Origin of the sequence: Microbacterium testaceum StLB037, from assembly GCF_008763945.1 — a bacterium.
Classification (GTDB): domain Bacteria; phylum Actinomycetota; class Actinomycetes; order Actinomycetales; family Microbacteriaceae; genus Microbacterium; species Microbacterium testaceum_G.
In genome coordinates this window covers 338,087-364,479 of sequence record NZ_VTQH01000002.1, presented here as the reverse complement: position 1 = coordinate 364,479, position 26,393 = coordinate 338,087, and the positions used below count along the sequence as shown (strand labels likewise).

The following is a 26,393-nucleotide window of genomic DNA, read 5'->3' as shown; positions in this document are numbered from 1 at the left end:
GGGGCACGGCATCCCGACCCAGCTGCGCACCCTCAGCGATCTGCACATCCTCAGCCGGAAGACGTGGGATGCCACTGACTTTGCGCGGTTCGCTGAGGTTGCGCGCGGCACCGGGGCACGGCATCCCGACCCAGCTGCGCACCCTCAGCGATCTGCACATCCTCAGCCGGAAGACGCGGGATGCCACTGACTGAGGGCGAATCGCTGAGGTTGCGCGGCGCCGGGGGTCGCGGCATCCCGCGCCGCGACACAACCTCAGTCATCCGCACAACCTCAGCCGAAACACACGGGATGCCACTGACTTCGCGCACATCGCTGACGTTACGCACACCGCCGGGCGGCTCGGCATCCCGCGCCCCGCACCACCTCAGCGATCCGCGCCACCTCAGCCCCGGTCCCATTCCACCCGGGTCAGGCGTCGTTCGAGATGACCCCGGTACTGCGCAGGCGGTCGAGAAGGCCCGCGCCATCGGACTCGGTCACCCACGGCACCTCGGCGGCGGAGTGGTCGTCGACGACCGTGCGGCCACCGGCGAGCACTGCTTCGGCGGGCAGGAGCTTGCGGATCGCCACGGCGGCGACGTTCTGCGGGTGCTCGATCGCGAAGCCGGTGTAGATCGCGTCGTCGTGCTGGCCGTCGTCGCCGACCAGGAGCCACTTCACCTGTGGGAACTCAGCGGCGAGGCGGCGGAGGTTCTGCTCCTTGTGCTCCCGGCCGCTGCGGAACCAGCGATCGTGCGTGGGGCCCCAGTCGGTGAGCAGGAACGAGCCCGCGGGGAAGAGGTGGCGGCGCATGAAGCGCGTGAGGGTCGGCGCGACGTTCCAGGCACCGGTCGAGAGGTAGATGACCGGGGTGCCCGGGTGCTCGCGGGTGAGGCGTTCGAGCATCACGGCCATGCCGGGCACGGGCTGGCGCGCGTGCTCGTCGACGACGAAGGAGTTCCACGCGGCGAGCAGGGGGCGGGGGAGAAGCGTGACCATCACGGTGTCGTCGATGTCGCTGACGACGCCGAACCGCACCTCGGAGCCGACGATGAACACGCGCGTCTCGGTCGGCTCGCCGCCCTCGACCGACATGGTGATCGTCTGCCACCCGGGCGAGAGCGTGGCGGGCAGCTTGGCGTCGATCACTCCGCCGCGGTCGGCGACGACACGGTGGGTGACCCCGTCGATGACGACGTCGACCTGACCGAAACCGACGGGGACGGCGGCGAAGCTACGCCACCCGCGCAGGCTCGCGAATTCACCCGTCGACGTCCGCTTGAGCGGCGGGGCGATGAGCACCCGGCCGAGGACGCGCACCCACTCCTCGGTGCCGTAACCCGGAAAGCCGGTGACGGCGGGGCGCAGGCCCCGTGCGCGCGCGCGACGTTCGCGCCAGCGGTGAAAACGGCGCTCGAGTCGGGCGAACCAGAGCACTTTGGCGCGAGGAGAGCGAGGCATCCCCCTCAGTCTTTCACGTCACCGTCCGCCGGTTCGAGGGGAGCCGCTTCGTCCGCGAGGTGACGGCGCTCCATGCGCTCGATGATCTTCTTGCCCACGAACACCAGCACGATGAACGCCACCAGGATGCCGACGAAGATGTACCCCGCACCGTGGATGCGGTCCGAGAGCTCGCGGTACGTTCCGGCAGCCGAAGCGGCGACCGTGACGTACAGGCCCGCCCACACGATGCACGCCGGCGTCGTCCACGCCAGGAACCGGCGATAGCTGTACCCGCTCATCCCGACCGTCAGCGGCACGAGCGAGTGCAGCACCGGCAGGAAGCGCGACAGGAAGATCGCGGGCCCGCCGCGTCGGCGCAGGTAGAGGTCGGCTCGTTCCCAGTTGCGGTCGCCGAGCTTCTGCCCGAGTCGCGACGCGCGGATGCGGGGCCCGAAGTACCGGCCGAGCCAGAATCCGAAACTCTCACCCAGCAGCGCGCCCACCACGATCGCGGCGGCGAGCACCACGCCCTCGAGGGGAGAGGCGACGGCGGTGCCCGCGACGATGACCATCGTGTCGCCCGGGACGATGAGGCCCACGAGCACGCTGGTCTCGAGCATCATGGCCACGCCCGCGACGACGGTGCGCACCACCGGGTCGACGTTCTGCACCAGATCGAGCAGCCACGTGAGAATCTCGTTCACCCCCGTCAGCCTAGGGCGGCGGCCTCGCTCTAGCCTGGGAGCGTGCCCCACCTCGACCACCCGCTCACCCTGCCGCGGTGGGTCGACCCCGAGGCGGTGTTCCTGCACCTGTTCGCGGGCGCGGACGACGTCTTCTGGCTCGATGCGGGCCGCCACGCCGACACCGGCTGGAGCTGGATGGGCACGGGACGCCTCGACACGGGTTCGGAAGTTCTGCAGAGGGATGCCGCGGCCTCGGGCGACGCGCCAAGTCACGCCGGTGCGTTCCGCGGGGGTTGGGTCGGGTGGCGCTCGTACGAGGGTCGGGACTCATGGCTGCGCGTCGACGCCTTCGTCGCGTTCGACCACGCTCGACGCCGCGTGCACGTGTTCGGGGAGGACGACCTCGCCGAGCGTGCGGCCGCCGCGCCCACCCCCGCGGCCGTGAGCGCGGCGGAGCCTCGGGGCACGGCATCCGCCCGGGTGAACCCCGAACGCTATGCCGAGCTGATCGAGGCGTGCCGGGAGCGGATCCGCGAGGGCGACGCCTACCAGCTGTGCCTCACCACCCGCTTCACGGTTCCCGGCGCGCACGATGCGGTCGCGGTGTTCCGGCGCTTGCGGCAGGCTTCGGCCTCGCACCACGCGGGGTTCGTCCGCATCGGCGGGGCGACGCTGGTCAGCGCGTCTCCCGAACGCTTCCTCGAGGTGCGCGGCGGCCGCGTGCACACCCACCCCATCAAGGGGACGCGTCCGCGCTCCATTGATCCCGCTCACGACCGCGCCCTCGCCGAGGAGTTGACGACGGATGCCAAGGAGCAGGCCGAGAACGTCATGATCGTCGATCTGATGCGCAACGACCTCTCGCGAGTGTGCGAACCCTCGTCGGTCGGTGTCGACCGGCTGCTCGAGGTCGAGACGTACCCCACAGTGCACCAGTTGGTCAGCGAGGTCTCGGGCCGGCTCGTGCCCGGCACGACCATCGGCGGGCTGCTCGAGGCGGCCTTCCCGGCGGGGAGCATGACCGGCGCTCCCAAGCAGTCCGCGATGCAGATCCTCGCGGGCCTCGAGGGGGCCGAGCGGGGTGTCTACTCGGGCGCCTTCGGGTGGATCGGCGACGACGGGGCGGCGGATCTCGCCATGGTCATCCGCAGCGTCGTCGTGGAACAGGATGCCGCCTGGGTCGGCGCCGGCGGAGGCATCACGTGGCGCTCGGTCGCGGCATCCGAGGTGGCCGAGGTGGGCATCAAAGCGCGCGCGCCCCTCGCCGCCCTGGGGGCTCGGGTACCGCCGGGGTGGTGACCCGCGCGTCCGATAGCCTGGAGGTTGGCCCCGCGGCCTCCCGACCTCACGATTGGCTTCACCCGTGTCTCAGAACACCGCACCAGACCCCCGCGAGGGGGGCTTCGACACCCACGCCATCCAGGCGAAGTGGCAGCAGGCTTGGGCCGAGAAAGACCCGTTCCGCGCCGGAGGCGACGACGACACGCGCCCGCGCAAGTACGTGCTCGCGATGTTCCCGTACCCCTCGGGCGACCTGCACATGGGCCACGCCGAGAACTACCTCTACTCCGACATCGTGGCGCGCTTCTGGCGCCACCGCGGGTACAACGTGCTCAACCCCATCGGGTGGGACTCGTTCGGCCTGCCCGCCGAGAACGCCGCGATCAAGCGTGGCGCCGACCCCGTCGAGTGGACCTACGCCAACATCGCGCAGCAGAAGGCGAGCCTGAAGGACTACGGCGTCTCGTTCGACTGGAGCCGCGTCCTGCACACCAGCGACCCCGAGTACTACCGCTGGAACCAGTGGCTGTTCCAGAAGCTGTACGAGAAGGGCCTGGCCTACCGCAAGGACGCGCTGGTCAACTGGGATCCGGTGGATCAGACCGTGCTCGCCAATGAGCAGGTGCTGCCCGACGGAACGAGCGAGCGCAGCGGCGCCGTCGTGGTCAAGAAGAAGTTGACGCAGTGGTTCCTGCGCATCACCGATTACGCCGACCGCCTGCTCGACGACCTCAACCAGCTCGAGGGCTTCTGGCCGAGCAAGGTCATCCAGATGCAGCGCAACTGGATCGGCCGCTCGGTCGGCGCCGACATCGCCTTCGAGATCGAGGGCCGCGACGAGAAGATCACGGTCTTCTCCACGCGCCCCGACACCCTGCACGGCGCCACCTTCTTCGTCGTGGCGCCCGAATCCGACCTGGCGGCCGAGTTGGCGGCATCCGCGGATCAGGGCGTGCGCGAGAGCTTCGAGGCCTACCTCGCTCAGGTGCAGCGCGCGACCGACATCGAGCGTCAGGCGACCGACCGCCCGAAGACCGGCGTGTTCCTCGGCCACTACGCGATCAACCCGATCAACGGCGAGAAGCTGCCGATCTGGGCCGCCGACTACGTGCTGGCCGACTACGGTCACGGCGCGGTCATGGCCGTGCCCGCGCACGACCAGCGCGACCTCGACTTCGCCCGCGCCTTCGACCTGCCCGTGAAGGTCGTCGTCGACACGACCGCGCCGATCACCGGCGCGATCCCGGTGATCGAGCTCGACGACGAGGGCGTGCCGATCGACCCGCTCGGCGACATCGACGACCTGGATCCCGTCAAGACCGGCATCGCGCTCACCGGAGACGGTCGCATGATGAACTCGGGCTCGATCAACGGGCTCTCGAAGCGTCACGCGATCGCCCGCATGATCGAGGAGCTCGAGGCGAAGGGCGTCGGCCGCGCCGCCAAGACGTACCGCCTGCGCGACTGGCTGATCTCGCGCCAGCGCTACTGGGGCACGCCCATCCCGATGCTCCACGGCGAGGACGGCTCGATCACCCCGGTCCCCGCCGACCAGCTGCCGGTCACGCTGCCCTCGGTCGAGGGTCTCGACCTCAAGCCCAAGGGCACCTCGCCGCTGGGCGCCGCGACCGAGTGGGTCGAGGTCACCGACCCCGAGACGGGCCAGACGCTGCTGCGCGACCCCGACACGATGGACACCTTCGTCGACAGCTCGTGGTACTACCTGCGCTTCCTCTCGCCGGGAGACGAGACGCAGGCGTTCTCGGGTCGCGAGGCCAACAAGTGGGGCCCCGTCGACTTCTACATCGGCGGCGTCGAGCACGCGATCCTGCACCTGCTGTACGCGCGCTTCATCACCAAGGCGCTGTTCGACATGGGGCTGGTGGAGTTCACCGAGCCCTTCTCGAGCCTCATCAACCAGGGCATGGTCATTCTCGACGGCGCGAAGATGTCGAAGAGCAAGGGCAACCTGGTGCTGTTCCAGGAGGAGCTCGACGCCCACGGCGCCGATGCACTGCGCGTCGCCCTCGCCTTCGCCGGTCCCGTGGAAGACGACAAGGACTGGAACGACGTCTCGACGACCGGGGCGGCGAAGTTCCTCGCTCGCGCGCTGCGCATCGCGCACGACGTCGACAGCGAGACCGACGTGGTCTGGGCCGAGGGCGACGCCTCGCTGCGCCGCGTGACGCACCGCCTGCTGGCCGATGCCGCCAACCTCGTCGAGCAGACGAAGTTCAACGTCGTCGTGGCGCGTCTGATGGAGCTGGTCAACGCCACCCGCAAGGCGATCGACGGAAAGGCCGGGGCGAGCGACCCCGCCGTGCGCGAGGCCGCGGAGGTCATCGCGATGACCCTCGACCTGTTCGCCCCGCACACCGCCGAAGAGATGTGGCAGACCCTCGGCTACGACGGCTTCGTGGGGCTCGCGACCTGGCGCCAGGCCGACCCGACGTTGCTGGTCGAAGACACCGTCACCGCGGTCGTGCAGATCGACGGCAAGGTCCGCGGAACCCTCGAGGTCTCGGCCAAGATCGGCGCCGACGAGCTCGAGGCTCTGGCCCGCGCTGACGAGAAGGTGCTCCGCGCCCTCGGCGACCGCGAGATCGTGCGCGCGGTCGTGCGCCCGCCGAAGGTGGTCAGCTTCTCGACGAAGTAGGTTCTGATTCCGGATGCCACGTCCCCGGCGCTCTGCGGAGTGCGGGGGGCGTGGCATTCGGGGTTTGTGGGGTGCGGGGCGGGCGTGCGGGCCGTGCGGCGCGGGCGGGGCGCGGGGTGCGTAGGCGCGGGGTGTGCGGACGCGGGGTGTGCGGGCGCGAAGCTCGCAGTTGGGCGCGAAACTCGCGAATTCCCGCGCGAAATCTGCGAGGAACGCGCCGATCTGCGAGCGGAAGGCCCCCGCGGCGGCGTCACCGAGCGCGGGAATAAGCCGCCCCGTCGCGAGCGCGCTCGAGCAGACCCGCGTCGACCAGATAGCGGCGTATCGAGGCGACATCGTCGACCATGTCCGCGAGCCGGTCGTTGACGTCTTTCTCGCTGAGCGTCTCGTCGGGCTTCGCCAGTCGCTCGGCGAGGTGCGCGAGGACAGCGTCGCGATCGGCGGCGCGCGACGGGTACGTCGTGAGTCTCCCGTCGACGAAGAAGCGGTCGACGCCGGTGGGTCGGGGAGTCGCGGGCGCGGAGCGAAGAGCCTGACGGAACGCATCGGGCTCGACGCGCCATCCCTCGCCGTCCGCTGAGACGAGGCCCGACGAGAGCAGGGTGTCGAGGACGCGCCGGCGTCTACCGGGCGACAACGCCCCGAGCGCCGGCTCGACGGGTTCGCCGAGCACGATCCGCGCGTAGACCTCGCGCACGCTGTCGTCGGCGAGGGCGGAGACCAGAGCGCGCCAGGCGTTGGGGGACATCGACTCAGGGTACGCGCGGGTCCTGCACAGCGCACGAATCCGGCATGCTGTCCACCGATCTGCCTCTCGTCGCGGTTCGGCACGGCGGTGTGTGCCTACCGTTGGCGCGTGACTGATCCGCCGCTCGCCCCGACCGCGCTGGCCCCCCGCGCCGCGGAACCGGAAACGCCCGGATCCGGGGTCGCGGCGGCACCGGGGGCGGGTGCATCCCTCACCGGCAGCCTGCCCGCGCGCACCCGACTCGGCATCGGAGCGGTCATCGTGCTCGTCCTGCTGGCCTTCGCTGTCACGATCGGCATCGGGATGCTGCGGGGTGCGACCGGAGCCGAGGTGATCGACCCGGCTCCCTCGACCGCCGCGACGCTGTCGCTCGCCGCCGAGGCCGGGGTCTACGTCCATATCGCCGGCGCCGTGCGCGAACCGGGTCTGTACCGTTTGGACCCGGGCGATCGCGTCGCCGATGCCGTCGCTCGAGCGGGCGGCTTCGCCGACGATGCGCAACGCGACGGGGTGAACCTCGCGCGGGCCGTGGCCGACGGAGAGCAGATCGTCGTTCCCATCGTCGGAGCGCAGACCGCCGCGCCCGCCTCCGGTACCGGCGGCGGGGCGAGTGGAACCCTCGACCTCAACACCGCGACCCGCGAACAGCTCGACGAACTCCCGCGCGTCGGACCCGCGATGGCCGACCGCATCCTCGAGTGGCGCGAGACGAACGGCCGATTCACGAGCGTCGACGACCTCCTCTCGGTGCCCGGTATCGGCGAGAAGATGCTCGCCGGCCTCCGAGACCTGGTGCGGGTGTGAGGGGCCGTCCCGGCGCACGCCGACGTTCTCTGCGCGCGGTCACTGTCGCCGCGGCGACCTGGGCCGCGGCGGGGGCAGCGACGGTGATCCCGGATGCCGCCGCTCTCGCGGTGGTCCTCGCTGTCGCTGCCGGCGCGACCACGGCGCTGTTCTTCTGGCGACGTTCCGCGCTGCTCGCGGTCCTCGCCGTCACGCTCGCGTGCTCGGCCGCGGCGACGGGGGCCGTGGCATCTGTGGCTCCGATGCGCGCCCAGGTCGCCGCCCTCGAAGCGGACGGAGGACGACGACTCGAGCTCGAGGTGACCGTCACGGGGCGCATCGACGGGTCGCCGGACGGCGGGGCCTGGTTCGACGCGGTCGCCACGGGCGTCCGCGCGGGAAAGCTCGGCGTGACCGGCTTGATCCCCGCGCGCATCCTCGTCGATGCGGATGGCCGGTCCGCGCTGGCCGAGGCGAGCATGGGCAGCGAGGTCGAGCTGGCGGGCCGCGCCGTACCCTCGGAACCGGGGGAGCGCGCCGCACTCATCGTGCGGGCCGACTCAATCGAGTCGGCGTCGTCCCCGGCAGGGGTGTGGGCCTTCTTCGAGGGGCTGCGCGACGGCCTCGTCGCGTCGACCCGCGGTCTGCCTCAACCCGGTGCCGGTCTCGTCCCCGGGCTCGCGGTGGGCGACACCTCGAGCCTCGACCCCGCCACCGAAGCCGCGATGAACGCGTCGTCGCTCTCGCACCTCACGGCGGTTTCCGGTGCGAATTGCGCGATCGTCGTCGGCGCGGCGTTCGCCCTGCTCGCGCTGTGCGGAGCGTCCCGCGGCGGGCGGGTGGTGGGTGCGATGCTCGTGCTGACGGCGTTCGTGGCCCTCGTCACTCCCGAGCCGAGCGTCATCCGCGCGGCCGCGATGGCCGGTGTGGCGATGCTCGCGCTCGCGCTCGGGCGTCCTGCCATCGGTATCGCCGTGCTGTCGCTCGCTGTGACGGTTCTGCTGGTCGTCGACCCGTGGCTGTCCCGGTCCCTCGGCTTCGCCCTCTCGGCCGCCGCCACCGGGGCCCTGCTCGTCCTCGCGCGTCCGCTCGCGGGCGGATTGGAGCGATGGATGCCACGTGCCCTCGCCCTCGCGCTCGCGGTACCGACCTCAGCGCAGCTCGTCTGCGGTCCGCTGATCGTGCTGATCGACCCGCACGTGCCCCTGCTCGGCGTCGCGGCCAACCTCGTCGCCGACCCCGCGGCCGCCCCGGCGACGATCGCGGGAGCCCTCGCATGCATCGCCCCGTTCCCGTGGCTGCGCGACGGGCTGACAGCCCTCGCCTGGGTGCCCGCAGCCTGGATCGCCGCCGTCGCGCACACGACGGCCGCTGTGTCGGCGCAGAACCTGCCGTGGCCCGACGGGCTTCCCGGCGCGGGGCTGCTGGCGGTGGTGGGAGCGGCGATCGGCGTCGCCGTCGTCCGGCCGCGCCGGCTGCCCCGAACCACCGCGCTCGCCTCTGCCGCCGTCGCCGTGATCCTGGGTCTCGTGCTGGGCCAGACGACGGTACGGACAGTGGCGGGGCCGCTGACCGTGCCCTCCGCGTGGCAGGTCGCGATGTGCGATGTCGGCCAAGGCGACGCGACGCTCTGGCGATCGGGGGACGCCGTGGCGCTCGTCGACACCGGGCCCGAGCCCGAGGCGCTCACGCGATGCCTGCAGACCTTCGGCGTCGACCACCTGAATCTCGTGGTCCTCACCCACTTCGACCTCGATCACGTCGGAGGATCAGCCGCGGTCGTGGGACGGGTCGACCTCCTCGTCCACGGGCCGCCCGACGAGACGGCCGACGAGCGCCTGCTCGAGCGGTTCTCGGCGGCGGGGGCACGTCTCCGGTCCGCCGGGATCGGGATGACCGGGACCATCGGCGACACCCGATGGCAGGCGCTCGGTCCACCGCCGACGGCGGAACCCGGCAACGATGCCTCCGTCGCCCTCGACGTCGTCGGAGCGGGCTTCCCGCGCACGATCCTGCTCGGCGACCTCGGCGAACAGGCGCAGGCGGCGTTGCGCCGGCGCGTCGCCGTCCCCCGCGTGCAGATCGTCAAGGTCTCGCACCACGGAAGCGCCGATCAGGATGCCGAGCTGTACCGCGCTCTGCACCCCGCGATCGGTCTCATCGGGGTGGGCGCCGACAACGACTACGGGCATCCCACGGCGAAGCTCCTCGACCTGCTGAACGCCCTCGGCACCACCGCCGCGCGCACCGATCGCGACGGCGCCCTCGCGGTCTGGCTCGACGAGGGGCGGTTGACGCTGTGGCGGGAGCGGGCGGGGGCGGGGGCGGGTGCCGGTGTTGGCGGCGGAGCGGGAGCGGGGGCGGGTGCCGGTGTTGGCGGCGGAGCGGGAGAGCGAACGCGAGCGGGGGCCGGGGCGGGGATGGGCGCCGCAGTTGGCGGCGGAGCGCGAGCACGAACGCGGGGCCGGGGCCGGTGCCGGGATGGGCGGGGCGCGAGCACGGGCAAGGCCACGCGCTGCGATGGGCGGGGGCGCAAGAAGGGGCAGAATCGGGTTTTGGAGCCGGCGCCGGAGCGCGGCTGGCACAGGCACCCGCGCTCCGGCGTCGACGGGCGCTGTCCGAACCGATCGGTAGGCTGGGGGAGTGACTCCGGCTCCCCGACGCTCGACCCCCGCGAAGGCGAAGTCGGCCATTCCGCAGGTGTCGTGGCGGTCGCCGCAGCCGGCGCCGATCGTGCTGGTCTCCGGTCCCGAAGAGGTCTGCGCCGAGCGCGCCATCGCGGGCATCCGGGCGATGTTGAAGGGCGAAGACCCCAGCCTCGAGGTCACCGACATCCGCGCCGACGACTACGCCGCCGGCACCCTCCTCAGCGTCACCTCGCCCTCGCTGTTCGGCGAACCCCGCCTCGTCCGCGTCAGCGGCGTCGAGAAGTGCAGCGACACCTTCCTCACCGAGGCGGTGTCGTACCTCGCCCACCCGCAGGACGGCGCCACGGTCGTCCTGCGGCACACGGGCGCGAGCGTGCGCGGCAAGAAGCTCCTCGACGGTATCCGCGCCGGGCAGGGGAGCGGCGTCGAGATCGCCTGCCCCGCGGTCAAGCGCGACTCCGACCGGTTCGATTTCGCGGTCGGCGAGTTCAAGGCCGCGCAGAAGCGGATCGCCCCCGTCGCCCTGCGATCATTGGTGTCGGCGTTCGCCGACGACCTCACCGAGCTGGCCGCCGCGTGCCAGCAGCTCATCTCCGACGTGCCCGGTGACATCGACGAACGCACCGTCGAGCGCTACTACGGCGGTCGCGTCGAGACCTCTGCCTTCACCGTCGCCGACACCGCCATCGCCGGGCAGTACGGCCCCGCTCTTCTCGCGCTGCGGCACGCTCTGGCATCCGGAGCCGATCCCGTCCCCCTCGTCGCGGCCGTCGCGATGAAGCTGCGCACCATGGCACGGGTCGCGGGTTCGCGCGAGTCGTCGTCCATGCTCGCCCAGAGGCTCGGCATGAAGGACTGGCAGGTCGACCGGGCCCGACGCGACCTCGTCGGCTGGACCGGCAACACACTCGGCATGGCGATCCACGCGACCGCGCGCGCCGACGCCGAGGTCAAGGGGGCGTCGCGCGACCCCGTCTTCGCCCTCGAGCGCATGATCACGATCATCTCGACGCGCGCCCCGTACGGCGGCTGAGCCAGAGCTCAGCGCGACGAGTCGATACGTCGGTCCAGCGCGTCGAACAGCCGACGTCGCCACGGCAGCGACGACCACCCGTGATCGGCGCCCTCGACGACGGTGAGCGCTCCGCCCGGCATGACCTCAGCGAAACGCCGCCCGTACTCGAGCGGCACAACCTCGTCGGCCGAGCCGTGCAGCACGTCGACCGGACCGCCGTACGCCGCCGCAGGGCCGTAGACATCGAGACCGTCGCGCACGTCGTCGACGATCGCCGGGCCCACGGCCATGCCCTGCAAGTCGACGAAGCCTCTCTCCCGCATCGCCGACAGCGGCTCGCCCATCACGCGATCGTGCACGGTCATGTCGTCGACGATCACCCCGGCGGGCGACCAGAGGGTGACCGAAGCGACGCGCTCGCCCTCCCATGCGGCGGCCAGCGCCGACTCGACCGCTCCGAGGCTGTGGCCGACGACATGCACCGTGGCGTCACCGGCCGTCTCGCGGATCATCTCGCGGACCTGCTCGACCTCGTCGCGCACCGTGATGTCGGAGAAGTCCCCGTCGCTGACCCCCTGGCCGAGCCGGTCGTACGAGCTGGCGACGGCACCGCGCGAAACGAGATGGCGCGCGGCCTGCACGAAGAGCTGGCGCGACCCGGCGGAGGTGCTGCTGAACCCGTGCACGAACAGCACGCGCGGAGCGTTCCCGGCGTCCGAGCCGTCGTCCCACCGCCAGCCGCGAAGCGTGCGTCCGCGATGGTCGAGGGTGAGCGGCGTCACCCGCGGGTCGACGTCGACATGGACGGCGGCGAGGTCGGCGGAGAAGTGATCGGCGGGTCGTGAGGAATCCGGCATCCGTCCATGCTCGTCCTCCCGTACCGTGCGCGCACTCGGGCTCGGGGCAGAGGCGCGCTCACGACAATCCGCTCACCCGCGCACGAGGTGTCGCGCAGTCGCCGTCCGCATCGCCGCGTGCACAACGGCGGGGCGTTCGGCGACGCGCCGGGTGGTTACCGCCTCGCGAAGGCGTGTCGAAGATCGCCCCGCCGTCGTGCGCAGAAAGGTCCGCCCGGGGACAACGAAGCCCGACCCGCCGTCGCGCACAGACGCGACCGCCTCTCGAAAACGACGAAGCCCGCCCCGCGATGCGGGACGGGCTGTCGAAGAAGAGCTGTGGCTCAGAGAGCGGCGACCGACTTCGCGATGGCCGACTTGCGGTTCGCGGCCTGGTTCTGGTGGATGACACCCTTGCTCACGGCCTTGTCGAGCTTCTTGGTCGCGGTGGCGAGCGCCTTGAGGGCCGCTTCCTTGTCACCGGCCACGACGGCCTCCTTGGTGCGACGCACGTGCGTCTTGAGCTCGCTCTTGACGGCCTTGTTGCGCTCGCGCGCCTTCTCGTTGGTCTTGTTGCGCTTGATCTGCGACTTGATGTTCGCCACGTCGACGGTCTTTCGTTTGAGTGAGTGTTGGAAGTGCCGGGCGAGCGGTAGAGGGGCGCTGCACCGGCGGTCGTGGAGGTCGGGAAAAACCCCACACGCAAGCCAAGCGCCGAGTCTATCAGGTGGATGCCTCGATCGTGGTGAGCGCGACCTCCAACAGCGCGTTGAACACCCGCGGGCGCATGGCCGTCACCAGGTGCGTCGTGCGCGGGACGACGATCAACTCCGCGTGACGGGCGACCGTGAGGAACAGCTTCTCGTTCATCCGCAGCTGATCCCACTGCCCATTGACGAACCAGAGGGGCACGTCGATACGGCGGAGGGATGCCAGCAGATCGAGCATCGAGAGCGAGGCGAGGGCCGTGTCCTGCGCGTCGAAGGCGTAGCCGCCCGCCCCGAAGTCGGGCCGGGTCTCGGCCGGCAGGGTGCGGTCGAGCACGCGGTTGGTCAACCCCAGGCCCCGGTCGGGCAGGCGGTCGAACCGTCGCGTGAAGAAGCGGTACGCCGCCAACCCGATCCCGCGGGGGATGGACGTGCACGACGCCGCGACGAGTCCTGCGACCGGGGGTCGCTCCGGGCGGCCGACGTACTCGATCGACAACAGCCCGCCCATCGAGTGCCCCACCAACAGGACGGGGCCTCGGGTCGCGGCATCCTGGACCGCTCCGTCGATCGTCGCGAACGCCCCCTCGAGCGAGAACGCCTCGCCGCGGCGCGTGCCGTGCCCCGGCAGGTCGACCGCGGTGACGGTCGTGCCCCGCTCCCGCAGGGAGGCGACCTGCGCCCGCCACATGGTCGCCGATGTGCGGATGCCGTGCACGAGCACGACCTGGACCGCCATGGCATCCATCGTAGAAGCGCGAGAACCCACGGGCGCCCGGGCCCCGCCGCGTCGAGAACACGCGACCTCGTCGCGGTCACACGCCGTGCCACGTGGTCTCGCCCACGTCACGTGATCTCGCGCGGAAACCCAGGGCGGTCGGACGACGGATGCCGGGACCCTGAGCATCCGGGGACGGCGATGTCGGCGCACCACCGTAGAATCGACGGAACATGTCACCGCGCGCCCTGAAGCCCCTCGAGCCGTCTGCCACCCCGCCGGAGCAGATCCGCAACTTCTGCATCATCGCCCACATCGACCACGGCAAGTCGACGTTGGCCGACCGCATGCTGCAGATCACCGGCGTCGTCAGCGACCGCGATATGCGGGCGCAGTACCTCGATCGCATGGACATCGAGCGCGAGCGCGGCATCACGATCAAGTCGCAGGCCGTCCGCATGCCGTGGTCCACGGCCGACGGCACGTTCGCCCTCAACATGATCGACACGCCCGGTCACGTCGACTTCACCTACGAGGTCAGCCGCTCGCTCGCCGCGTGCGAGGGCGCGATCCTGCTCGTCGACGCCGCTCAAGGCATCGAGGCGCAGACGCTCGCCAACCTCTACCTGGCGCTCGAGAACGATCTGCAGATCATCCCGGTGCTGAACAAGATCGACCTCCCGGCCGCCGACCCCGACAAGTACGCCGCCGAACTCGCCGGTCTCATCGGCGGGAACCCCGAAGACGTGCTGCGCGTGAGCGGCAAGACCGGCATGGGCGTCGAAGAGCTGCTCGACCTCATCGTCGAGAAGATCCCCGCCCCCGTCGGCCAGGCCGACGCCCCGGCGCGCGCGATGATCTTCGACTCGGTCTACGACGCCTACCGCGGCGTGGTCACCTACGTCCGCATGATCGACGGGTCGCTGCAGCCGCGCGAGCGTCTGCAGATGATGTCGACCGGCGCCACGCACGAGGCCCTCGAGATCGGCGTGTCCAGCCCCGAGCCCGTGCCCACCAAGGGCCTCGGCGTCGGCGAGGTCGGCTACCTCATCACGGGCGTGAAAGACGTGCGCCAGTCGAAGGTCGGCGACACGATCACCACGCACCGCAAACCCGCCACCGACGCGCTGCCCGGGTACACCGACCCGAAACCCATGGTCTTCTCGGGCATCTACCCGATCGACGGCAGCGACTACGCCGAACTGCGCGAGGCCCTCGACAAGCTCAAGCTCTCCGACGCCTCGCTGCAGTACGAGCCCGAGACTTCGGTCGCGTTGGGCTTCGGCTTCCGCTGCGGCTTCCTCGGCCTGCTGCACCTCGAGATCATCACCGAGCGCCTGTCGCGCGAATTCGACCTCGACCTCATCACCACCGCCCCGTCGGTGACGTACGAGGTCACCACCGACACCGGTGAGACCGTCTCGGTCACGAACCCCAGCGAGTACCCCGACGGGCGCGTCGCCTCGGTGTCGGAGCCGATCGTCAAGGTCGGCATCCTGCTGCCGAAGGACTACGTCGGCACCGTCATGGAGCTCTGCCAGTCGCGCCGCGGCACCCTGCTCGGCATGGAGTACCTCAGCGAAGACCGCGTCGAGCTGCGCTATCACATGCCCCTCGGCGAGATCGTCTTCGACTTCTTCGACCACTTGAAGTCGCGCACCCAGGGCTACGCGAGCCTCGACTACGAACCCGCCGGCCAGCAGACCGCCGACCTCGTCAAGGTCGACATCCTGCTGCAGGGCGACAAGGTCGACGCGTTCAGCTCGATCGTGCACCGCGAGAAGGCGTACGCCTACGGCACGCTCATGGCCGAGCGCCTGCGCAAGCTCATTCCGCGCCAGCAGTTCGAAGTGCCCATCCAGGCCGCGATCGGCGCGCGCATCATCGCGCGCGAGACCATCCGCGCCATCCGCAAGGACGTGCTCGCCAAGTGCTACGGCGGTGACATCACCCGAAAGCGCAAGCTCCTCGAAAAGCAGAAAGAGGGCAAGAAGCGCATGAAGATGGTGGGCCGCGTCGAGGTTCCGCAGGAGGCGTTCATCGCCGCCCTGTCGGGAGACGTCGAGACCAAGAAGTAACGCACCACACCGAGAGGGGTGAACCATGCGCAGGCAGAACTTCACCGATGACACGGTCGACTACGCGGCTGTCGGCGCCACCCAGGCGCACGATCTGATGCAGTACCCGCCCGAGAACTCCGTGCCCGCAGAGGATGCGTGGCGCATCGGCAGCGGTGAGGAGCGCTTCGCCGCCGCCGGCGAACTGCTGCTGTCGTGGGCGCCGCTGCGCACGGGAGAACTGAGCATCACCGACGTGCGGCCGGCCGCCAACGCCGGCTACTCCGGCGTGGGCTTCGACGCCGACGGCGCCCCCGTGGCCCCCTCGAGCCTCGAGGCCGAGCAGCGCTTCACCGAAGACGGCACGCCGTTCGTCAGCCCCGGCGCGGGCGTGCGCCTGCACGGCAAGGTCGACGGCCACCGCGCCGACGCCGAGCTGCGCGTCATCTCGGTCTTCGAAGAGCCCCGTCGCGTGGGCTTCATCCTCGGCACCGTCGGGCACTCAATCGTGAGCGGTGAGGAGCTGTTCGCCGTGGAGTGGCGCGACAACGACGAGGTGTGGTTCGTCGTGCGCGCCTTCGACCGCCCGACGGCCCCGTCGTACCGCCTGTTCACGAGCCGCGTGCGCCGCCGTCGCAAGGCGCTGTTCGCCCGCTATCTGCGCGCGATCTCGCCGCTGTACTCGTCCTGATGGGCGGTCCGCTCCCGCTCGGAGACCCGGCCCCCGCCGACGGTCGCCTGCCCGCAGACCTCGACATCGACACCGCGGCCGACTTCGGCGTCTACCTCCACGTCCCCTTCTGCCGGGTGCGCTGCGGATACTGCGACTTCAACACCTACACCGCCAGCGAGCTGCGCGGCGCCCGGCAAGACGACTTCGCCGACACGCTCGCCGCCGAGGTGCGTCTGGCGGGAACGGTGATGGATGCCGCGGGCGCCCGCCGCATGGCATCCACCGTCTTCTTCGGGGGAGGTACTCCGACGCTCCTTCCGCCGGGGGATCTCGCGCGGATGCTCGATGCGGTGCGGGAGGAGTTCGGGATCGCGGACGGAGCCGAGGTCACGGTCGAGGCCAACCCCGACACCGTCGACGACGCCGTGGCGCGCACCCTCGCCGAGGCGGGCGTCACCCGGCTGTCGATCGGGATGCAGTCGGCGCGTCCGCACGTGCTCGCCGCCCTCGACCGCACGCACGACCCGCTCAACGTCGCCACGGCCGTGGCGTCCGCCCGCCGGGCCGGGCTCGATGTATCGGTCGACCTCATCTACGGCGCGCCGGGGGAGTCGCTCGACGACTGGCGCGCGTCGCTCGAGGCGGCGATCGCGTTTGAACCCGACCACATCTCGGCGTACGCGCTCATCGTCGAAGACGGCACCAAGCTCGCGCGGCAGATCCGCTCGGGCGTGGTCGACATGCCGGACGACGACCTGCAGGCCGAAATGTACGAGCTGGCCGACGAGCTGCTCGGCGCCGCCGGCTTCGACTGGTACGAGGTGTCGAACTGGTCGCGCGGTGTCTCGCACCGATCGCGCCACAACCTCGCCTACTGGCGCGGCACCGACTGGTGGGGCTTCGGTCCCGGCGCCCACAGTCACGTCGCGGGGCTCCGCTGGTGGAACGTGAAGCACCCCGCCGCGTACGCGCAGCGCCTCGCCGCCGCCGAGTCGCCCGCGGCCGCTCGCGAGCGTCCGGACGACACCGCGCGCCGGCTCGAGTCGGTGCTGCTGCGCAGCCGCATCCGCGAGGGTCTGGCCGTGTCGGAGATCCTCGGCGAGGGCCGGAAGGCCGTGGCATCCCTCATCGCCGACGGTCTCATCGAGGGTCGGGATGCCGTGCGGGGGCGCATCGTGCTGACGCTGCGCGGTCGACTGCTGGCGGATGCCGTGGTGCGGGCGCTGACGGTCTGATCCGCGAGCCGCCCGGCGCACTGTCGGGGCTATCCCGTAGAATTGGCACTCCGCAGATGCGAGTGCCAGACGGGAGGAGCAGCTCATGGTGTCGGAACGAGGCCTGCAGGTGCTCCGCGCGATCGTCCAGGACTACGTCGATACGCGCGAGCCCGTCGGCAGTAAAGCGATCGTCGACCGTCACGCGTTCGGGGTCTCTGCGGCGACCATCCGCAACGACATGGCCCTGCTCGAAGACGAAGACCTCATCGTCGCCCCGCATACGTCGTCGGGGCGCGTCCCCACTGACAAGGGGTACCGCGTCTTCGTGGACCACCTCGCCGAGCTCCGCCCGCTCTCGGGCGCTCAGCGCAGCGCGATCACCTCGTTCCTCGACGAGGCGGGCGATCTCGACGACCTTCTCGCCCGCACCGTCCGCGCTCTCACGCAGCTGACCGGCCAGGTCGCGATCGTGCAGTACCCGTCGTTCGCGCGGGCCAACGTCACGCACGTCGAGCTCGTGGCCCTGGGCGGCCCGCGGGTGCTCGTCATCCTCGTCACCGACACCGGGCGGGTCTCGCAGCGCATCGCGCTCGTGCCCGCCGAGCCGACCGAGTCCGACATCGTGCAGCTGCGCGCCCGCGTGGGTGCGGTGCTGGTCGGTCGCAGTGTCGCCGACAGCTCGCAGCAGGTGCAGGCGGTGCTCGCCGAAGGGCCCCGACCGGGCGTCGCCCTCGACCTCATCGCCGACGCGGTGCTGCGGATCGTGGGGGAGGAGCTCGAGGAGTTCCGCCAGGACCGCCTCGTCATGGCCGGTGCGGCGACCCTCGCCAAGCGCGAGCAGGACTTCCGGGGCAGCATCTACCCGCTGCTGGAAGCCATCGAAGAACAGGTGACGCTCCTGCGTCTTATGAGCGAGATGGTCGCCGACGAGAAGGGCCTGTCGGCCAGCATCGGCCGCGAGAACGAGCCCTTCGGTCTCGTCGAGGCCTCGGTGCTCGCCAGCCGCTACGACGGCTCGACCGGCGGAGCCCGCGTGGGCCTGCTCGGTCCCACCCGCATGGACTACTCCTCCAACCTCGCGGCGGTCCGTGCCGTCGCGCACTATCTGACCCGGATGCTCGAAGACGACGACTCGTCGCGCTGACGACGGCTTCATCGAGCACCCCACCCGAGAACGACCCCGCGCGAGCGGACAGGAAGGCGATTGTGGCTGACCACTACGAGGTCCTGGGTGTCGAACGCGACGCCAGCCCCGAAGACATCAAGAAGGCGTACCGTCGCCTGGCGCGCCAGTTGCACCCCGACGTGAACCCGGGAGACGACGCGTCCGAGCGGTTCAAGCTCGTCACCCACGCCTACGACGTGCTGAGCGACCCCGAGCAGCGTCGCCGGTACGACATGGGCGGCGACCAGAGCCCCTTCGGAGGCGGGGGAGCGGCCGGCTTCGGCGGCTTCAGCGACATCTTCGAGACCTTCTTCGGTGGGGGCGGTCAGGGCGGCGGCGGTCGTGGACCCCGCCCGCGTTCGCGTCGGGAGCGCGGACAGGACGCCCTCGTGCGCGTCACCCTCGACCTCGCCGATGTCGTGTTCGGCACCCACCGCGACCTCGAGGTCGACACCGCGGTGCTGTGCGAGACCTGCCAGGGCGCGTGCACGCAGCCCGGCACGAGCGAGGTCACCTGCGACATCTGCCACGGCTCGGGCCACGTGCAGCGCACCGTCCGCAGCCTCCTCGGCAACGTCGTCACCAGCGCCCCCTGCACCGTGTGCCAGGGACACGGCACGACCATCCCCTACCCCTGCGGAACGTGTCAGGGCCAGGGCCGCGTGCGCGCGCGCCGCACCGTGTCGGTCGACATCCCCGCCGGCGTCGAGTCGGGCCTGCGCCTGCAGCTGCCGGGCTCGGGCGAAGTCGGACCCGCGGGCGGCCCCAACGGCGACCTCTACCTCGAGATCACCGTCGAGGCGCACGACGCGTTCAGCCGCGAGGGCGACGACCTCGTCGCCACCCTCGAGGTCTCGATGCCGGATGCCATTCTCGGCGCGACCACCACGATCGAGTCCCTCGACGGCAGCGTCGACCTCGAGGTGCGCCCCGGCGTGCAGTCGGGCGACGTCCTGACCATCAAGGGCCGCGGCATCACGCCCCTGCGCGGGAGCCAGCGCGGCGACCTCCGGGTCGGCGTGCACGTGGTGACCCCGACGCGTCTCGACCACAAGGAGCGGGCCCTCATCGAGGAGTTCGCCAAGCGCACCAAGGCCCCCAAGCCGCGTCTGGCCGAGCACCAGCAGGGCATGTTCAGCAAGTTCCGCGACCGCTTCCGGCACTGATCGTGGCCCTGCACTTCGTCACCGACGACGCCGCCGCCGCGCAGCCGGGCGACACCGTCGAGCTGACCGGCCCGGAGGCGCATCACGCCGCGGCCGTGCGCCGCGTGCGCGTCGACGAGGCCGTAACGCTGGGCGACGGGCGGGGAACGTGGCTCTCGGGCGTCGTGACCGCAGCGTCGCCGAAGCAGGTCGAGGTGCGGGTGACCGGTCGCGAGGTCGTGCCCGCCCCCTCGCCGCGCTTCGTGCTCGTGCAGGCTCTCGCCAAGGGCGACCGCGACGAGCTCGCCGTCCAGGCGGCGACCGAGCTCGGCGTCGACGCGATCGTGCCCTGGCAGGCTTCCCGCAGCGTGTCGCGGTGGGATGCCAAGGCCGAGAAGGGTCTCGCGCGCTGGCGCACCATCGTCCGCGAGGCGGCGAAGCAGGCGCACCGGGCGTGGATCCCCGAGGTCGAGGGGGTCGCGCGGACGGCCGACCTCGTCGCCCTCGCGGGCAGCGCCCTGGTGTTGGTGCTGGAGCCCTCGGCATCCACTCGTCTCACCTCCCTCGCCACGGAAACCTCCGACGGACGCGACGTGGTGCTCGTGGTCGGTCCCGAGGGCGGAATCGCGCCCGAGGAGCTGTCGGCGCTCGAGGACGCGGGCGCGCGGCCCGTGCGCCTGGGCGAGACGGTGCTGCGCACCTCCACCGCGGGGGCCGCGGCCATCTCGGTGCTGTCGGCGGCGCACGGCCGCTGGTGAGCCCGGCCGTCCCCACCCCGGTGTCGGAGGCCGTCACTAGACTGGATGCCATGAGCGAACCGTCGATCTTCACGCGCATCCTGCAGGGCGAGATCCCCGCCGAGATCGTCGCCGAGACCGAGAACGCCTTCGCGATCCGCGACATCGCACCGCAGGCGCCGGTGCATCTGCTCGTCATCCCCAAGACGCAGCAGTACCGCAACGTCGTCGAGCTCGCCGCGGGCGACCCCGATCTGCTCACCGAGGTCATCGGCCTCGCGAACTCCGTCGCCGCGGAGCACGCCGACGGCGACTTCCGTCTCATCTTCAACACCGGCGAGGGCGCCGGTCAGACCGTCTTCCATGTGCACGCCCACGTCCTCGCGGGTGGCCTGAACGAAAAGAGCCTGGGTGGCTGATTCCCCCGAAGAAACCGTCTCCGACCGCATCGAGGTCGACGGCGTGGCCATGGTGCAGCTCCTCGGTCCGCAGGATCGCCTCCTGCGCGTCGTCGAGAAGGAGCACCCCGACGTCGACGTCCTCGTGCGCGGCAACGAGATCACGCTCTCGGGTGCCCCCGCGGCGGTACGCGCCGCCCGGGGCCTCGTCGACGAACTGCTCAGCATGACCCGCTCGGGTCACGGTCTCGACCCGGCCGACGTGTCGAGTTCCAACCGCATGCTGCGCTCCGACGGCGGCCCGCGCCCCTCCGAGGTCATGGGCGAGGCGATCCTGTCGTCGCGCGGGAAGACCATCCGACCCAAGACCGCGGGGCAGAAGGAGTACGTCGACGCGATCGACGAGAACACCATCGTCTTCGGCATCGGCCCCGCCGGTACCGGCAAGACCTACCTCGCGATGGCGAAAGCCGTGCAGGCGCTGCAGCGCAAAGAGGTCAACCGCATCATCCTGACGCGTCCGGCCGTCGAGGCGGGCGAGCGGCTCGGCTTCCTCCCCGGCACGCTCACCGACAAGATCGACCCGTACCTGCGGCCGCTCTACGACGCGCTCAACGAGATGATGGACCCCGACATCGTCCCCAAGCTCATGGCGACGGGCACGATCGAGGTGGCACCTCTTGCCTACATGCGCGGCCGTACGCTGAACGACTCGTTCGTCGTGCTCGACGAGGCGCAGAACACCACGCCCGAGCAGATGAAGATGTTCCTCACGCGTCTCGGCTTCGGCACCCGTATGGTCGTGACCGGTGACATCACACAGGTCGACCTTCCCCAGGGGGCCTCCGGCCTGCGGCTCGTCACGCGGGTGCTCGACGACATCGACGACATCCACTTCTCCCGCCTCACCAGCGACGACGTGGTCCGCCACAACCTCGTGGGCCGCATCGTCGACGCGTACAGCGAGTACGACGAGAAGCGCCTGGCGGCTCGTCGCGAGCGCGACGAGGCCTCTGAATTCGCCACCCGTGCGGAGCGACGCGGTCCCGGTGCCGCCGGTCCCCGCGATCACCTCCCGAGACGAAACCGCTCATGACGATCGAGATCAACAACGAGTCCGACCACCAGATCGACGAGCAGGTCCTGCTGCGTCTCATGGAGTACAACCTGGCGGAGCTGCACGTCAGCGCCGACGCCGACGTGGCGATCGTGCTCGTCGACGAGGGGGCCATGGAGTCGCTGCACGTGCAGTGGATGGACGAGCCCGGCCCCACCGACGTGCTCAGCTTCCCGATGGACGAACTGCGTCCCGGTTCGGAAGACGCTCCCACCCCGGCCGGCCTGCTCGGCGACATCGTGCTCTGCCCGGCCGTGGCCGAGACCCAGGCCGTCGCCGCGAAGCACTCCACGCAGGACGAGCTGATCCTCCTCACGACCCACGGTCTGCTGCACCTGCTCGGCTTCGACCACGCCGAGCCCGACGAGGAGCGCGAGATGTTCGGTCTGCAGCGCGAGCTCATCGCCGGCTTCCAGGCCGTCGAGCGCCAGCGCCGCGCATGACCGAGGCCCTCCTCCTCGTCGCGGCCTTCCTGCTCGTCGCCTTCGGCGGCCTGATGGCGGCGTTCGAGGCGGCCCTGGGCGTCACCTCGCGTGCCGACCTGCTCGAGCTCGGCGCGAGCGGCCGCAACGCGGCGTCTCTGCGGCGGATCGCCGACGACACCAACGCCCACGTCACCGCCGTCTCGTTCATCCGCGTCCTCGCCGAGACCACGGCGGCGGTGCTCGTCGCCGCGGCGTTCATGCTGATCTTCGACAACATCCTGCTCGCGGTGCTCGCAGCGGCCGTGCTCATGACGGGCATCTCGTTCGTCGCCGTGGGCGCGAGCCCCCGCTCCGTGGGTCGGCAGCACGCCCGCGGACTCCTGCGCGGGGGAGCGCCGGTGATCCGCGGTATGCGGGTACTGCTGGGGCCTCTCGCTCACGGCCTCGTCGCCGTGGGCAATCGCGTCACCCCGGGCGTCTCGCACTCGACCTCGTTCGCCTCGGAAGAGCAACTGCTCAGCATCATCGACGAAGCGGCCGAGAACGAACTCATCGAAGAAGACGACCGCGAGCTCATCCACTCGGTCTTCGACTTCACCGACCGCTACGTGCGCGAGGTCATGGTCCCGCGCACCGACATGGTGAGCGTGGATGCCGCGGCCACCTCCCGCGAGGCGCTCGCCCTGTTCCTCGACAAGGGCGTCTCCCGCATCCCGCTCGCCGACGACGATGCCGACGACGTCGTGGGCGTGCTCTACCTGAAGGATCTGGTCCAGTTCGGATTCCGCGACGAGGCCGGCTGGCGTGACGCGCCGATCCGCCGGATCGCCCGCCCGGCCGTCTTCGTCCCCGAGTCGATGAAGGCCGAAACGCTGCTGCAGCAGATGAAGAAAGACGCCGTGCACGTGTGCCTCGTCGTCGACGAGTACGGCGGAGTCGCGGGTCTGGTGACCCTCGAAGACCTCATCGAGGAGCTGGTGGGTGAGATCGCCGACGAGTACGACGCCCCGTCCACCGAGATCGTGGAGCTGCCCGACGGGCGCTACCGGGTGAACGCCCGCCTCGGTCTCGACGAGGTCGGCGACCTCTTCGGCCTCGAGCTCGACGACGAAGACGTCGACTCGATCGGCGGCCTGCTGGGCAAGGCCCTGGGTCGCATCCCGCAACCCGGGGCGACGGCCGAGCACTCCGGGCTCGTCATGACCGGCGGCGCCTCGCGCGGGCGCAACCGCGGCATCGCGACGGTGATCGTGGAGCGGGCTGAGACGATGGACGACGAAGACGCCGAGGCAGAGGCCTCGCAGCGTGAGAGGAACGACAGATGACCGACACCCGATCCGGCTTCGTGACCTTCGTGGGCCGGCCGAACGTCGGCAAGTCCACGCTGACCAACGCCCTCGTGGGCGAGAAGGTCGCCATCACCAGCGACAAGCCGCAGACCACCCGCCGCGCCATCCGCGGCATCGTCAACCGCCCCGGCGGTCAGCTCGTGGTCGTCGACACCCCCGGCATCCATCGCCCCCGCACTCTGCTGGGACAGCGGCTGAACGACCTCGTCGAGCAGGTGCTCGGCGACGTCGACGTCATCGCGTTCTGCGCTCCGGCGACCGAGAAGGTCGGCCCCGGCGACCGCCGCATCGCCGAGTCGCTGTCCGGCTACCCGCGGGCAAAGAAGGTGGCCCTGGTCACCAAGACCGACGCCGCCACACGCGACCAGATCACCGAACGCCTCGTCGAGGTCGACGCGCTGCGCGAGGACTGGGCGGCGGTCATCCCGCTCTCGGCCGTGACCAACGACCAGCTCGACGTGCTGAGCGACGAGCTCCTCGCCCTCATGCCCGTCGGGCCCGCCCTCTACGAGGACGACGTCGTCACCGACGAAGCCCTCGAGGATCGCATCGCCGAGATCATCCGCGAGGCCGCCCTCCACGGCGTGCGCGACGAGCTGCCGCACTCGATCGCGGTGACGGTCGACGACGTGGCCCCGCGCGAAGACAGCGACCTCACCGACGTGTGGGCCAACATCGTCGTCGAGCGCGACAGCCAGAAGGCCATCATCATCGGCAAGAAGGGCTCGCGCCTGGCCGACGTCGGGGCCCGCGCCCGCGCGGGCATCGAGCCGCTCGTCGGGGGCCGCGTCTACCTCTCGCTGCACGTGCGCGTGGCCAAGGAGTGGCAGCGCGACCCGAAGCAGCTCGGTCGCCTCGGCTTCTGACCAGCCCCCTCCGATCCGCTCCCGCCGGGGCTACGCTCGGCGGCGACGACCCGCAAACGAAAGGCGTGACCATGGCGATGAGGTGGACGGCTCCGGCCCCGGGCCCGATCGACACGTGGATCTTCGACGAGGTCGAGGTCGCGCCTCCCGGACCGGGCGAGGTGACCGTCCGCATCCGCGCGGCCGGAATCAACCCCGCGGATGCCAAGCACGTCGCGGCCGCTCGCCCCGGCGCCGTGTTCCCGGTGCCCATCGGGTACGAGCTCTCGGGCGAGGTCACCGCCGTCGGCCCCGACGCGCTCGGCGGCTCGGGTGAGCTGCAGGTCGGCGATGAGGTCGTCGCCTTCCGAGTGCAGGGCGCCTACGCCACAGAACTCACGGTCCCCGCGCGCGACGTCTTCGCCAAGCCCGCGAACCTCTCGCACCCCGAGGCCGCGAACCTCCTGCTCGCCGGCACCACCGCGGCCGAGATGATCCAGGTCACGCGGGTGACCGAGGGCGAGACGGTACTCCTGCACGCCGCCTCCGGCGCGGTGGGCGTCAGCCTGCTCCAGCAGGCGCGCGAGCTGGGCGTCCGCGTCATCGGGACGGTGGGCCCGGATGCCGAGGACTCGGCCGAGCGTGTCCGTCGCTACGGCGGCATCCCGGTGGCCTACGGCGACGGTCTGCGAGAGCGCGTCGAAGCAGCGGCCGGCGGGGCGCCGATCGCCGCGGCGTGGGACGCCGTCGGAACCGATGAGGCGTTCGAGGTCTCGCTCGCCCTCGTCTCCGAGCGCGACCGCATCGTCACGATCGTCGACCCCGAACGCGCGAAGAAGGACGGCGTGCTGTGGATCGCCGGTTCGCGGCCCGAGAGCGCCCGCTTCCGCGAGATCGCGCGCGCCCGGGTGCTCGAGCTCGCGGCATCCGGAGCTCTCGAGGTCCCGCTCTCGCGAACGTACCCGCTGGCCGAGGCCGTCGAAGCCGTGCGCTTCGTCATGGACGGGCACCCGGGCGGCAAGGTCGCCCTGCTGCCGTGAGCGTGTCGCCCTTCGTGCTGCCTCCGGCGCCCGACACCCTCGAGGTGATCCGCGAGCGCGTGCGCCTGCGCCCCTTCGACCAGGGCGACCTCGAGGCGATGGCCGCCTACCGCGGCGATGCCGAGGTGTGCCGATTCCTCCCGTTCGAGCCCCAGACGCCCGACGACATCCGCGGCCGGATCGGCCACCTGTTCGGCCGCACGAGCCTCGAGGGCGAGCGCGGCGGCATCGTCCTCGTCATTGAGAGCGACGGCGCCGTCATCGGCGACCTCGTGCTCTTCCACCTCGACCCCGAGGCGGGCTCGGCCGAGATCGGGTGGGTCGTGAGCCCCGCGGCATCCGGTCGAGGGCTCGCCACCGAAGCGGTGCGCGCGCTCATCGACACGGCATTCGAGGTGTACGGCCTGCGTCGGCTCGTCGCCCAGATCGACGCCGATAACATCCGCTCGGCCGCTCTCGCCGAACGGCTCGGCCTGCGCCGCGAAGCGCACTTCGTCGAGAACGAGTGGTTCAAGGGGCGATGGGGCGACCTGCTCGTCTACGCCGTGCTCGACCGCGAGTGGACGGCCGCCGATCGGACCGCGCCGTGAAGGACTGCTACGATCGCTCCATGCGCTTCGGTGGCCAGCTTCTTCTTAGTTGCCGCGACGAGTCCTCGATCTAAGGGCCTTCCTCGTCGCGGAGATCGTCGTCGGCCCCACCGAACGAATCTAAAGAAGCGA

25 protein-coding genes and 1 pseudogene are annotated in these 26,393 nt (G+C 71.0%); 19 read left to right on the top strand and 7 right to left on the bottom strand.

Annotated features, from left to right (window positions below):
* Window positions 1-68: 68 nt before the first annotated feature.
* A complete protein-coding gene (locus tag F9B98_RS16240) occupies window positions 69-194 on the top strand; it encodes a hypothetical protein (protein WP_263641780.1) in 126 nt (41 codons plus the stop codon).
* Window positions 195-411: 217 nt separating this feature from the next.
* Here F9B98_RS16240 and F9B98_RS10380 read toward each other — a convergent pair whose 3' ends face one another.
* Window positions 412-1,443: an App1 family protein gene (locus tag F9B98_RS10380; RefSeq protein ID WP_150956935.1), complete on the bottom strand. Its 1,032-nt coding sequence runs from the start codon at window positions 1,441-1,443 to the stop codon at window positions 412-414.
* 5 nt (window positions 1,444-1,448) lie between these two features.
* The gene (locus F9B98_RS10375) at window positions 1,449-2,129 is read right to left on the bottom strand and encodes a DedA family protein (RefSeq protein ID WP_150956932.1); all 681 of its coding nucleotides are present in this window, start codon (window positions 2,127-2,129) and stop codon (window positions 1,449-1,451) included.
* A gap of 42 nt (window positions 2,130-2,171) precedes the next feature.
* Here F9B98_RS10375 and F9B98_RS10370 point away from each other — a divergent pair, with 42 nt between their 5' ends.
* Together F9B98_RS10370 and leuS are read left to right on the top strand one after the other, a co-directional pair.
* Window positions 2,172-3,410, top strand: coding sequence for an anthranilate synthase component I family protein (locus tag F9B98_RS10370; protein WP_191966765.1), 1,239 nt, complete (start codon window positions 2,172-2,174; stop codon window positions 3,408-3,410).
* Window positions 3,411-3,474: 64 nt separating this feature from the next.
* Window positions 3,475-6,048, top strand: coding sequence for a leucine--tRNA ligase (leuS, locus tag F9B98_RS10365; RefSeq protein WP_150956929.1), 2,574 nt, complete (start codon window positions 3,475-3,477; stop codon window positions 6,046-6,048).
* Window positions 6,049-6,298: 250 nt separating this feature from the next.
* Here the strand turns inward: leuS and F9B98_RS10360 are convergent, their stop codons facing one another.
* Window positions 6,299-6,796, bottom strand: a complete 498-nt coding sequence (locus F9B98_RS10360; protein ID WP_150956926.1) for a DUF2087 domain-containing protein — start codon at window positions 6,794-6,796, stop codon at window positions 6,299-6,301.
* Between the two features lie 108 nt (window positions 6,797-6,904).
* Here F9B98_RS10360 and F9B98_RS10355 point away from each other — a divergent pair, with 108 nt between their 5' ends.
* Both F9B98_RS10355 and F9B98_RS16170 read left to right on the top strand, forming a co-directional pair.
* On the top strand, window positions 6,905-7,600 hold the full coding sequence (locus tag F9B98_RS10355) for a ComEA family DNA-binding protein (protein ID WP_225310306.1): 696 nt from the start codon (window positions 6,905-6,907) through the stop codon (window positions 7,598-7,600).
* A gap of 242 nt (window positions 7,601-7,842) precedes the next feature.
* Window positions 7,843-9,438: pseudogene (locus F9B98_RS16170) on the top strand (ComEC/Rec2 family competence protein); the annotation flags it as partial.
* Here F9B98_RS16170 and F9B98_RS16165 read toward each other — a convergent pair.
* Entirely contained in the window at window positions 9,349-9,771 is a 423-nt protein-coding gene (locus F9B98_RS16165; protein WP_225310305.1) for a hypothetical protein, read from the bottom strand. The pseudogene F9B98_RS16170 and the gene F9B98_RS16165 sit on opposite strands and share 90 nt — an antisense overlap.
* A 451-nt stretch (window positions 9,772-10,222) precedes the next feature.
* Between F9B98_RS16165 and holA the strand changes: the two genes are divergently transcribed.
* Window positions 10,223-11,260, top strand: a complete 1,038-nt coding sequence (gene holA / locus F9B98_RS10345) for a DNA polymerase III subunit delta (protein ID WP_150956923.1) — start codon at window positions 10,223-10,225, stop codon at window positions 11,258-11,260.
* An 8-nt stretch (window positions 11,261-11,268) separates the two neighbouring features.
* Here the strand turns inward: holA and F9B98_RS10340 are convergent, their stop codons facing one another.
* The 3 genes from F9B98_RS10340 to F9B98_RS10330 form a co-directional block, all read right to left on the bottom strand.
* The gene (locus tag F9B98_RS10340) at window positions 11,269-12,099 is read right to left on the bottom strand and encodes an alpha/beta hydrolase (protein WP_150956920.1); all 831 of its coding nucleotides are present in this window, start codon (window positions 12,097-12,099) and stop codon (window positions 11,269-11,271) included.
* A gap of 323 nt (window positions 12,100-12,422) precedes the next feature.
* Window positions 12,423-12,683: a 30S ribosomal protein S20 gene (rpsT, locus tag F9B98_RS10335; RefSeq protein WP_150956916.1), complete on the bottom strand. Its 261-nt coding sequence runs from the start codon at window positions 12,681-12,683 to the stop codon at window positions 12,423-12,425.
* Between the two features lie 118 nt (window positions 12,684-12,801).
* Window positions 12,802-13,524, bottom strand: a complete 723-nt coding sequence (locus F9B98_RS10330) for an alpha/beta fold hydrolase (protein WP_150956913.1) — start codon at window positions 13,522-13,524, stop codon at window positions 12,802-12,804.
* 212 nt (window positions 13,525-13,736) lie between these two features.
* Here F9B98_RS10330 and lepA point away from each other — a divergent pair, with 212 nt between their 5' ends.
* The 13 genes from lepA (at window position 13,737) to F9B98_RS10265 (ending at window position 26,261) form a co-directional block, all read left to right on the top strand.
* A complete protein-coding gene (lepA, locus tag F9B98_RS10325; RefSeq protein ID WP_150956910.1) occupies window positions 13,737-15,581 on the top strand; it encodes a translation elongation factor 4 in 1,845 nt (614 codons plus the stop codon).
* A 25-nt stretch (window positions 15,582-15,606) separates the two neighbouring features.
* Entirely contained in the window at window positions 15,607-16,251 is a 645-nt protein-coding gene (locus F9B98_RS10320) for a DUF1990 family protein (RefSeq protein ID WP_150956907.1), read from the top strand.
* Window positions 16,251-17,468 carry a radical SAM family heme chaperone HemW gene (hemW, locus tag F9B98_RS10315; RefSeq protein WP_150956904.1) on the top strand — a complete coding sequence of 406 codons (1,218 nt, stop codon included), beginning with the start codon at window positions 16,251-16,253 and terminating at the stop codon, window positions 17,466-17,468. The genes F9B98_RS10320 and hemW overlap by 1 nt, the downstream gene beginning before the upstream one ends.
* Before the next feature lie 85 nt (window positions 17,469-17,553).
* Complete coding sequence (gene hrcA, locus F9B98_RS10310) at window positions 17,554-18,594, top strand: heat-inducible transcriptional repressor HrcA (RefSeq protein WP_150956901.1); 1,041 nt, start codon at window positions 17,554-17,556, stop codon at window positions 18,592-18,594.
* Window positions 18,595-18,656: 62 nt separating this feature from the next.
* The gene (gene dnaJ, locus F9B98_RS10305; protein WP_150956898.1) at window positions 18,657-19,781 is read left to right on the top strand and encodes a molecular chaperone DnaJ; all 1,125 of its coding nucleotides are present in this window, start codon (window positions 18,657-18,659) and stop codon (window positions 19,779-19,781) included.
* A gap of 2 nt (window positions 19,782-19,783) precedes the next feature.
* Entirely contained in the window at window positions 19,784-20,518 is a 735-nt protein-coding gene (locus F9B98_RS10300; protein WP_150956895.1) for a 16S rRNA (uracil(1498)-N(3))-methyltransferase, read from the top strand.
* A gap of 50 nt (window positions 20,519-20,568) precedes the next feature.
* A complete protein-coding gene (locus F9B98_RS10295) occupies window positions 20,569-20,916 on the top strand; it encodes an HIT domain-containing protein (RefSeq protein WP_150956892.1) in 348 nt (115 codons plus the stop codon).
* Between the two features lie 49 nt (window positions 20,917-20,965).
* Window positions 20,966-21,991 (top strand): PhoH family protein, encoded by a 1,026-nt coding sequence (locus tag F9B98_RS10290; protein ID WP_225310329.1) that lies wholly within the window; start codon window positions 20,966-20,968, stop codon window positions 21,989-21,991.
* A complete protein-coding gene (gene ybeY / locus F9B98_RS10285; RefSeq protein WP_058231539.1) occupies window positions 21,988-22,455 on the top strand; it encodes an rRNA maturation RNase YbeY in 468 nt (155 codons plus the stop codon). The genes F9B98_RS10290 and ybeY overlap by 4 nt, the downstream gene beginning before the upstream one ends.
* The gene (locus tag F9B98_RS10280; RefSeq protein ID WP_150956885.1) at window positions 22,452-23,762 is read left to right on the top strand and encodes a hemolysin family protein; all 1,311 of its coding nucleotides are present in this window, start codon (window positions 22,452-22,454) and stop codon (window positions 23,760-23,762) included. The genes ybeY and F9B98_RS10280 overlap by 4 nt, the downstream gene beginning before the upstream one ends.
* Window positions 23,759-24,652: a GTPase Era gene (gene era, locus F9B98_RS10275; protein ID WP_150956883.1), complete on the top strand. Its 894-nt coding sequence runs from the start codon at window positions 23,759-23,761 to the stop codon at window positions 24,650-24,652. Before F9B98_RS10280 ends, era begins: the two co-directional genes overlap by 4 nt.
* A gap of 71 nt (window positions 24,653-24,723) precedes the next feature.
* Complete coding sequence (locus tag F9B98_RS10270; RefSeq protein WP_150956880.1) at window positions 24,724-25,671, top strand: quinone oxidoreductase family protein; 948 nt, start codon at window positions 24,724-24,726, stop codon at window positions 25,669-25,671.
* The gene (locus F9B98_RS10265) at window positions 25,668-26,261 is read left to right on the top strand and encodes a GNAT family N-acetyltransferase (RefSeq protein ID WP_150956876.1); all 594 of its coding nucleotides are present in this window, start codon (window positions 25,668-25,670) and stop codon (window positions 26,259-26,261) included. Before F9B98_RS10270 ends, F9B98_RS10265 begins: the two co-directional genes overlap by 4 nt.
* Window positions 26,262-26,393: the final 132 nt, after the last annotated feature.

Coding starts and splice junctions, on each gene's coding strand:
- F9B98_RS16165 (WP_225310305.1), bottom strand. CDS start 9,771: ATGCCCGTAGTCGTTGTCGGCGCCCACCCCGATGAGACCGATCGCGGG.
- F9B98_RS16240 (WP_263641780.1), top strand. CDS start 69: ATGCCACTGACTTTGCGCGGTTCGCTGAGGTTGCGCGCGGCACCGGGG.
- F9B98_RS10280 (WP_150956885.1), top strand. CDS start 22,452: ATGACCGAGGCCCTCCTCCTCGTCGCGGCCTTCCTGCTCGTCGCCTTC.
- F9B98_RS10270 (WP_150956880.1), top strand. CDS start 24,724: ATGGCGATGAGGTGGACGGCTCCGGCCCCGGGCCCGATCGACACGTGG.
- F9B98_RS10340 (WP_150956920.1), bottom strand. CDS start 12,099: ATGCCGGATTCCTCACGACCCGCCGATCACTTCTCCGCCGACCTCGCC.
- F9B98_RS10295 (WP_150956892.1), top strand. CDS start 20,569: ATGAGCGAACCGTCGATCTTCACGCGCATCCTGCAGGGCGAGATCCCC.
- hemW (WP_150956904.1), top strand. CDS start 16,251: ATGGGCGGTCCGCTCCCGCTCGGAGACCCGGCCCCCGCCGACGGTCGC.
- F9B98_RS10380 (WP_150956935.1), bottom strand. CDS start 1,443: ATGCCTCGCTCTCCTCGCGCCAAAGTGCTCTGGTTCGCCCGACTCGAG.
- F9B98_RS10320 (WP_150956907.1), top strand. CDS start 15,607: ATGCGCAGGCAGAACTTCACCGATGACACGGTCGACTACGCGGCTGTC.
- F9B98_RS10330 (WP_150956913.1), bottom strand. CDS start 13,524: ATGGCGGTCCAGGTCGTGCTCGTGCACGGCATCCGCACATCGGCGACC.
- era (WP_150956883.1), top strand. CDS start 23,759: ATGACCGACACCCGATCCGGCTTCGTGACCTTCGTGGGCCGGCCGAAC.
- hrcA (WP_150956901.1), top strand. CDS start 17,554: ATGGTGTCGGAACGAGGCCTGCAGGTGCTCCGCGCGATCGTCCAGGAC.
- lepA (WP_150956910.1), top strand. CDS start 13,737: ATGTCACCGCGCGCCCTGAAGCCCCTCGAGCCGTCTGCCACCCCGCCG.
- F9B98_RS10290 (WP_225310329.1), top strand. CDS start 20,966: ATGGTGCAGCTCCTCGGTCCGCAGGATCGCCTCCTGCGCGTCGTCGAG.
- ybeY (WP_058231539.1), top strand. CDS start 21,988: ATGACGATCGAGATCAACAACGAGTCCGACCACCAGATCGACGAGCAG.
- F9B98_RS10360 (WP_150956926.1), bottom strand. CDS start 6,796: ATGTCCCCCAACGCCTGGCGCGCTCTGGTCTCCGCCCTCGCCGACGAC.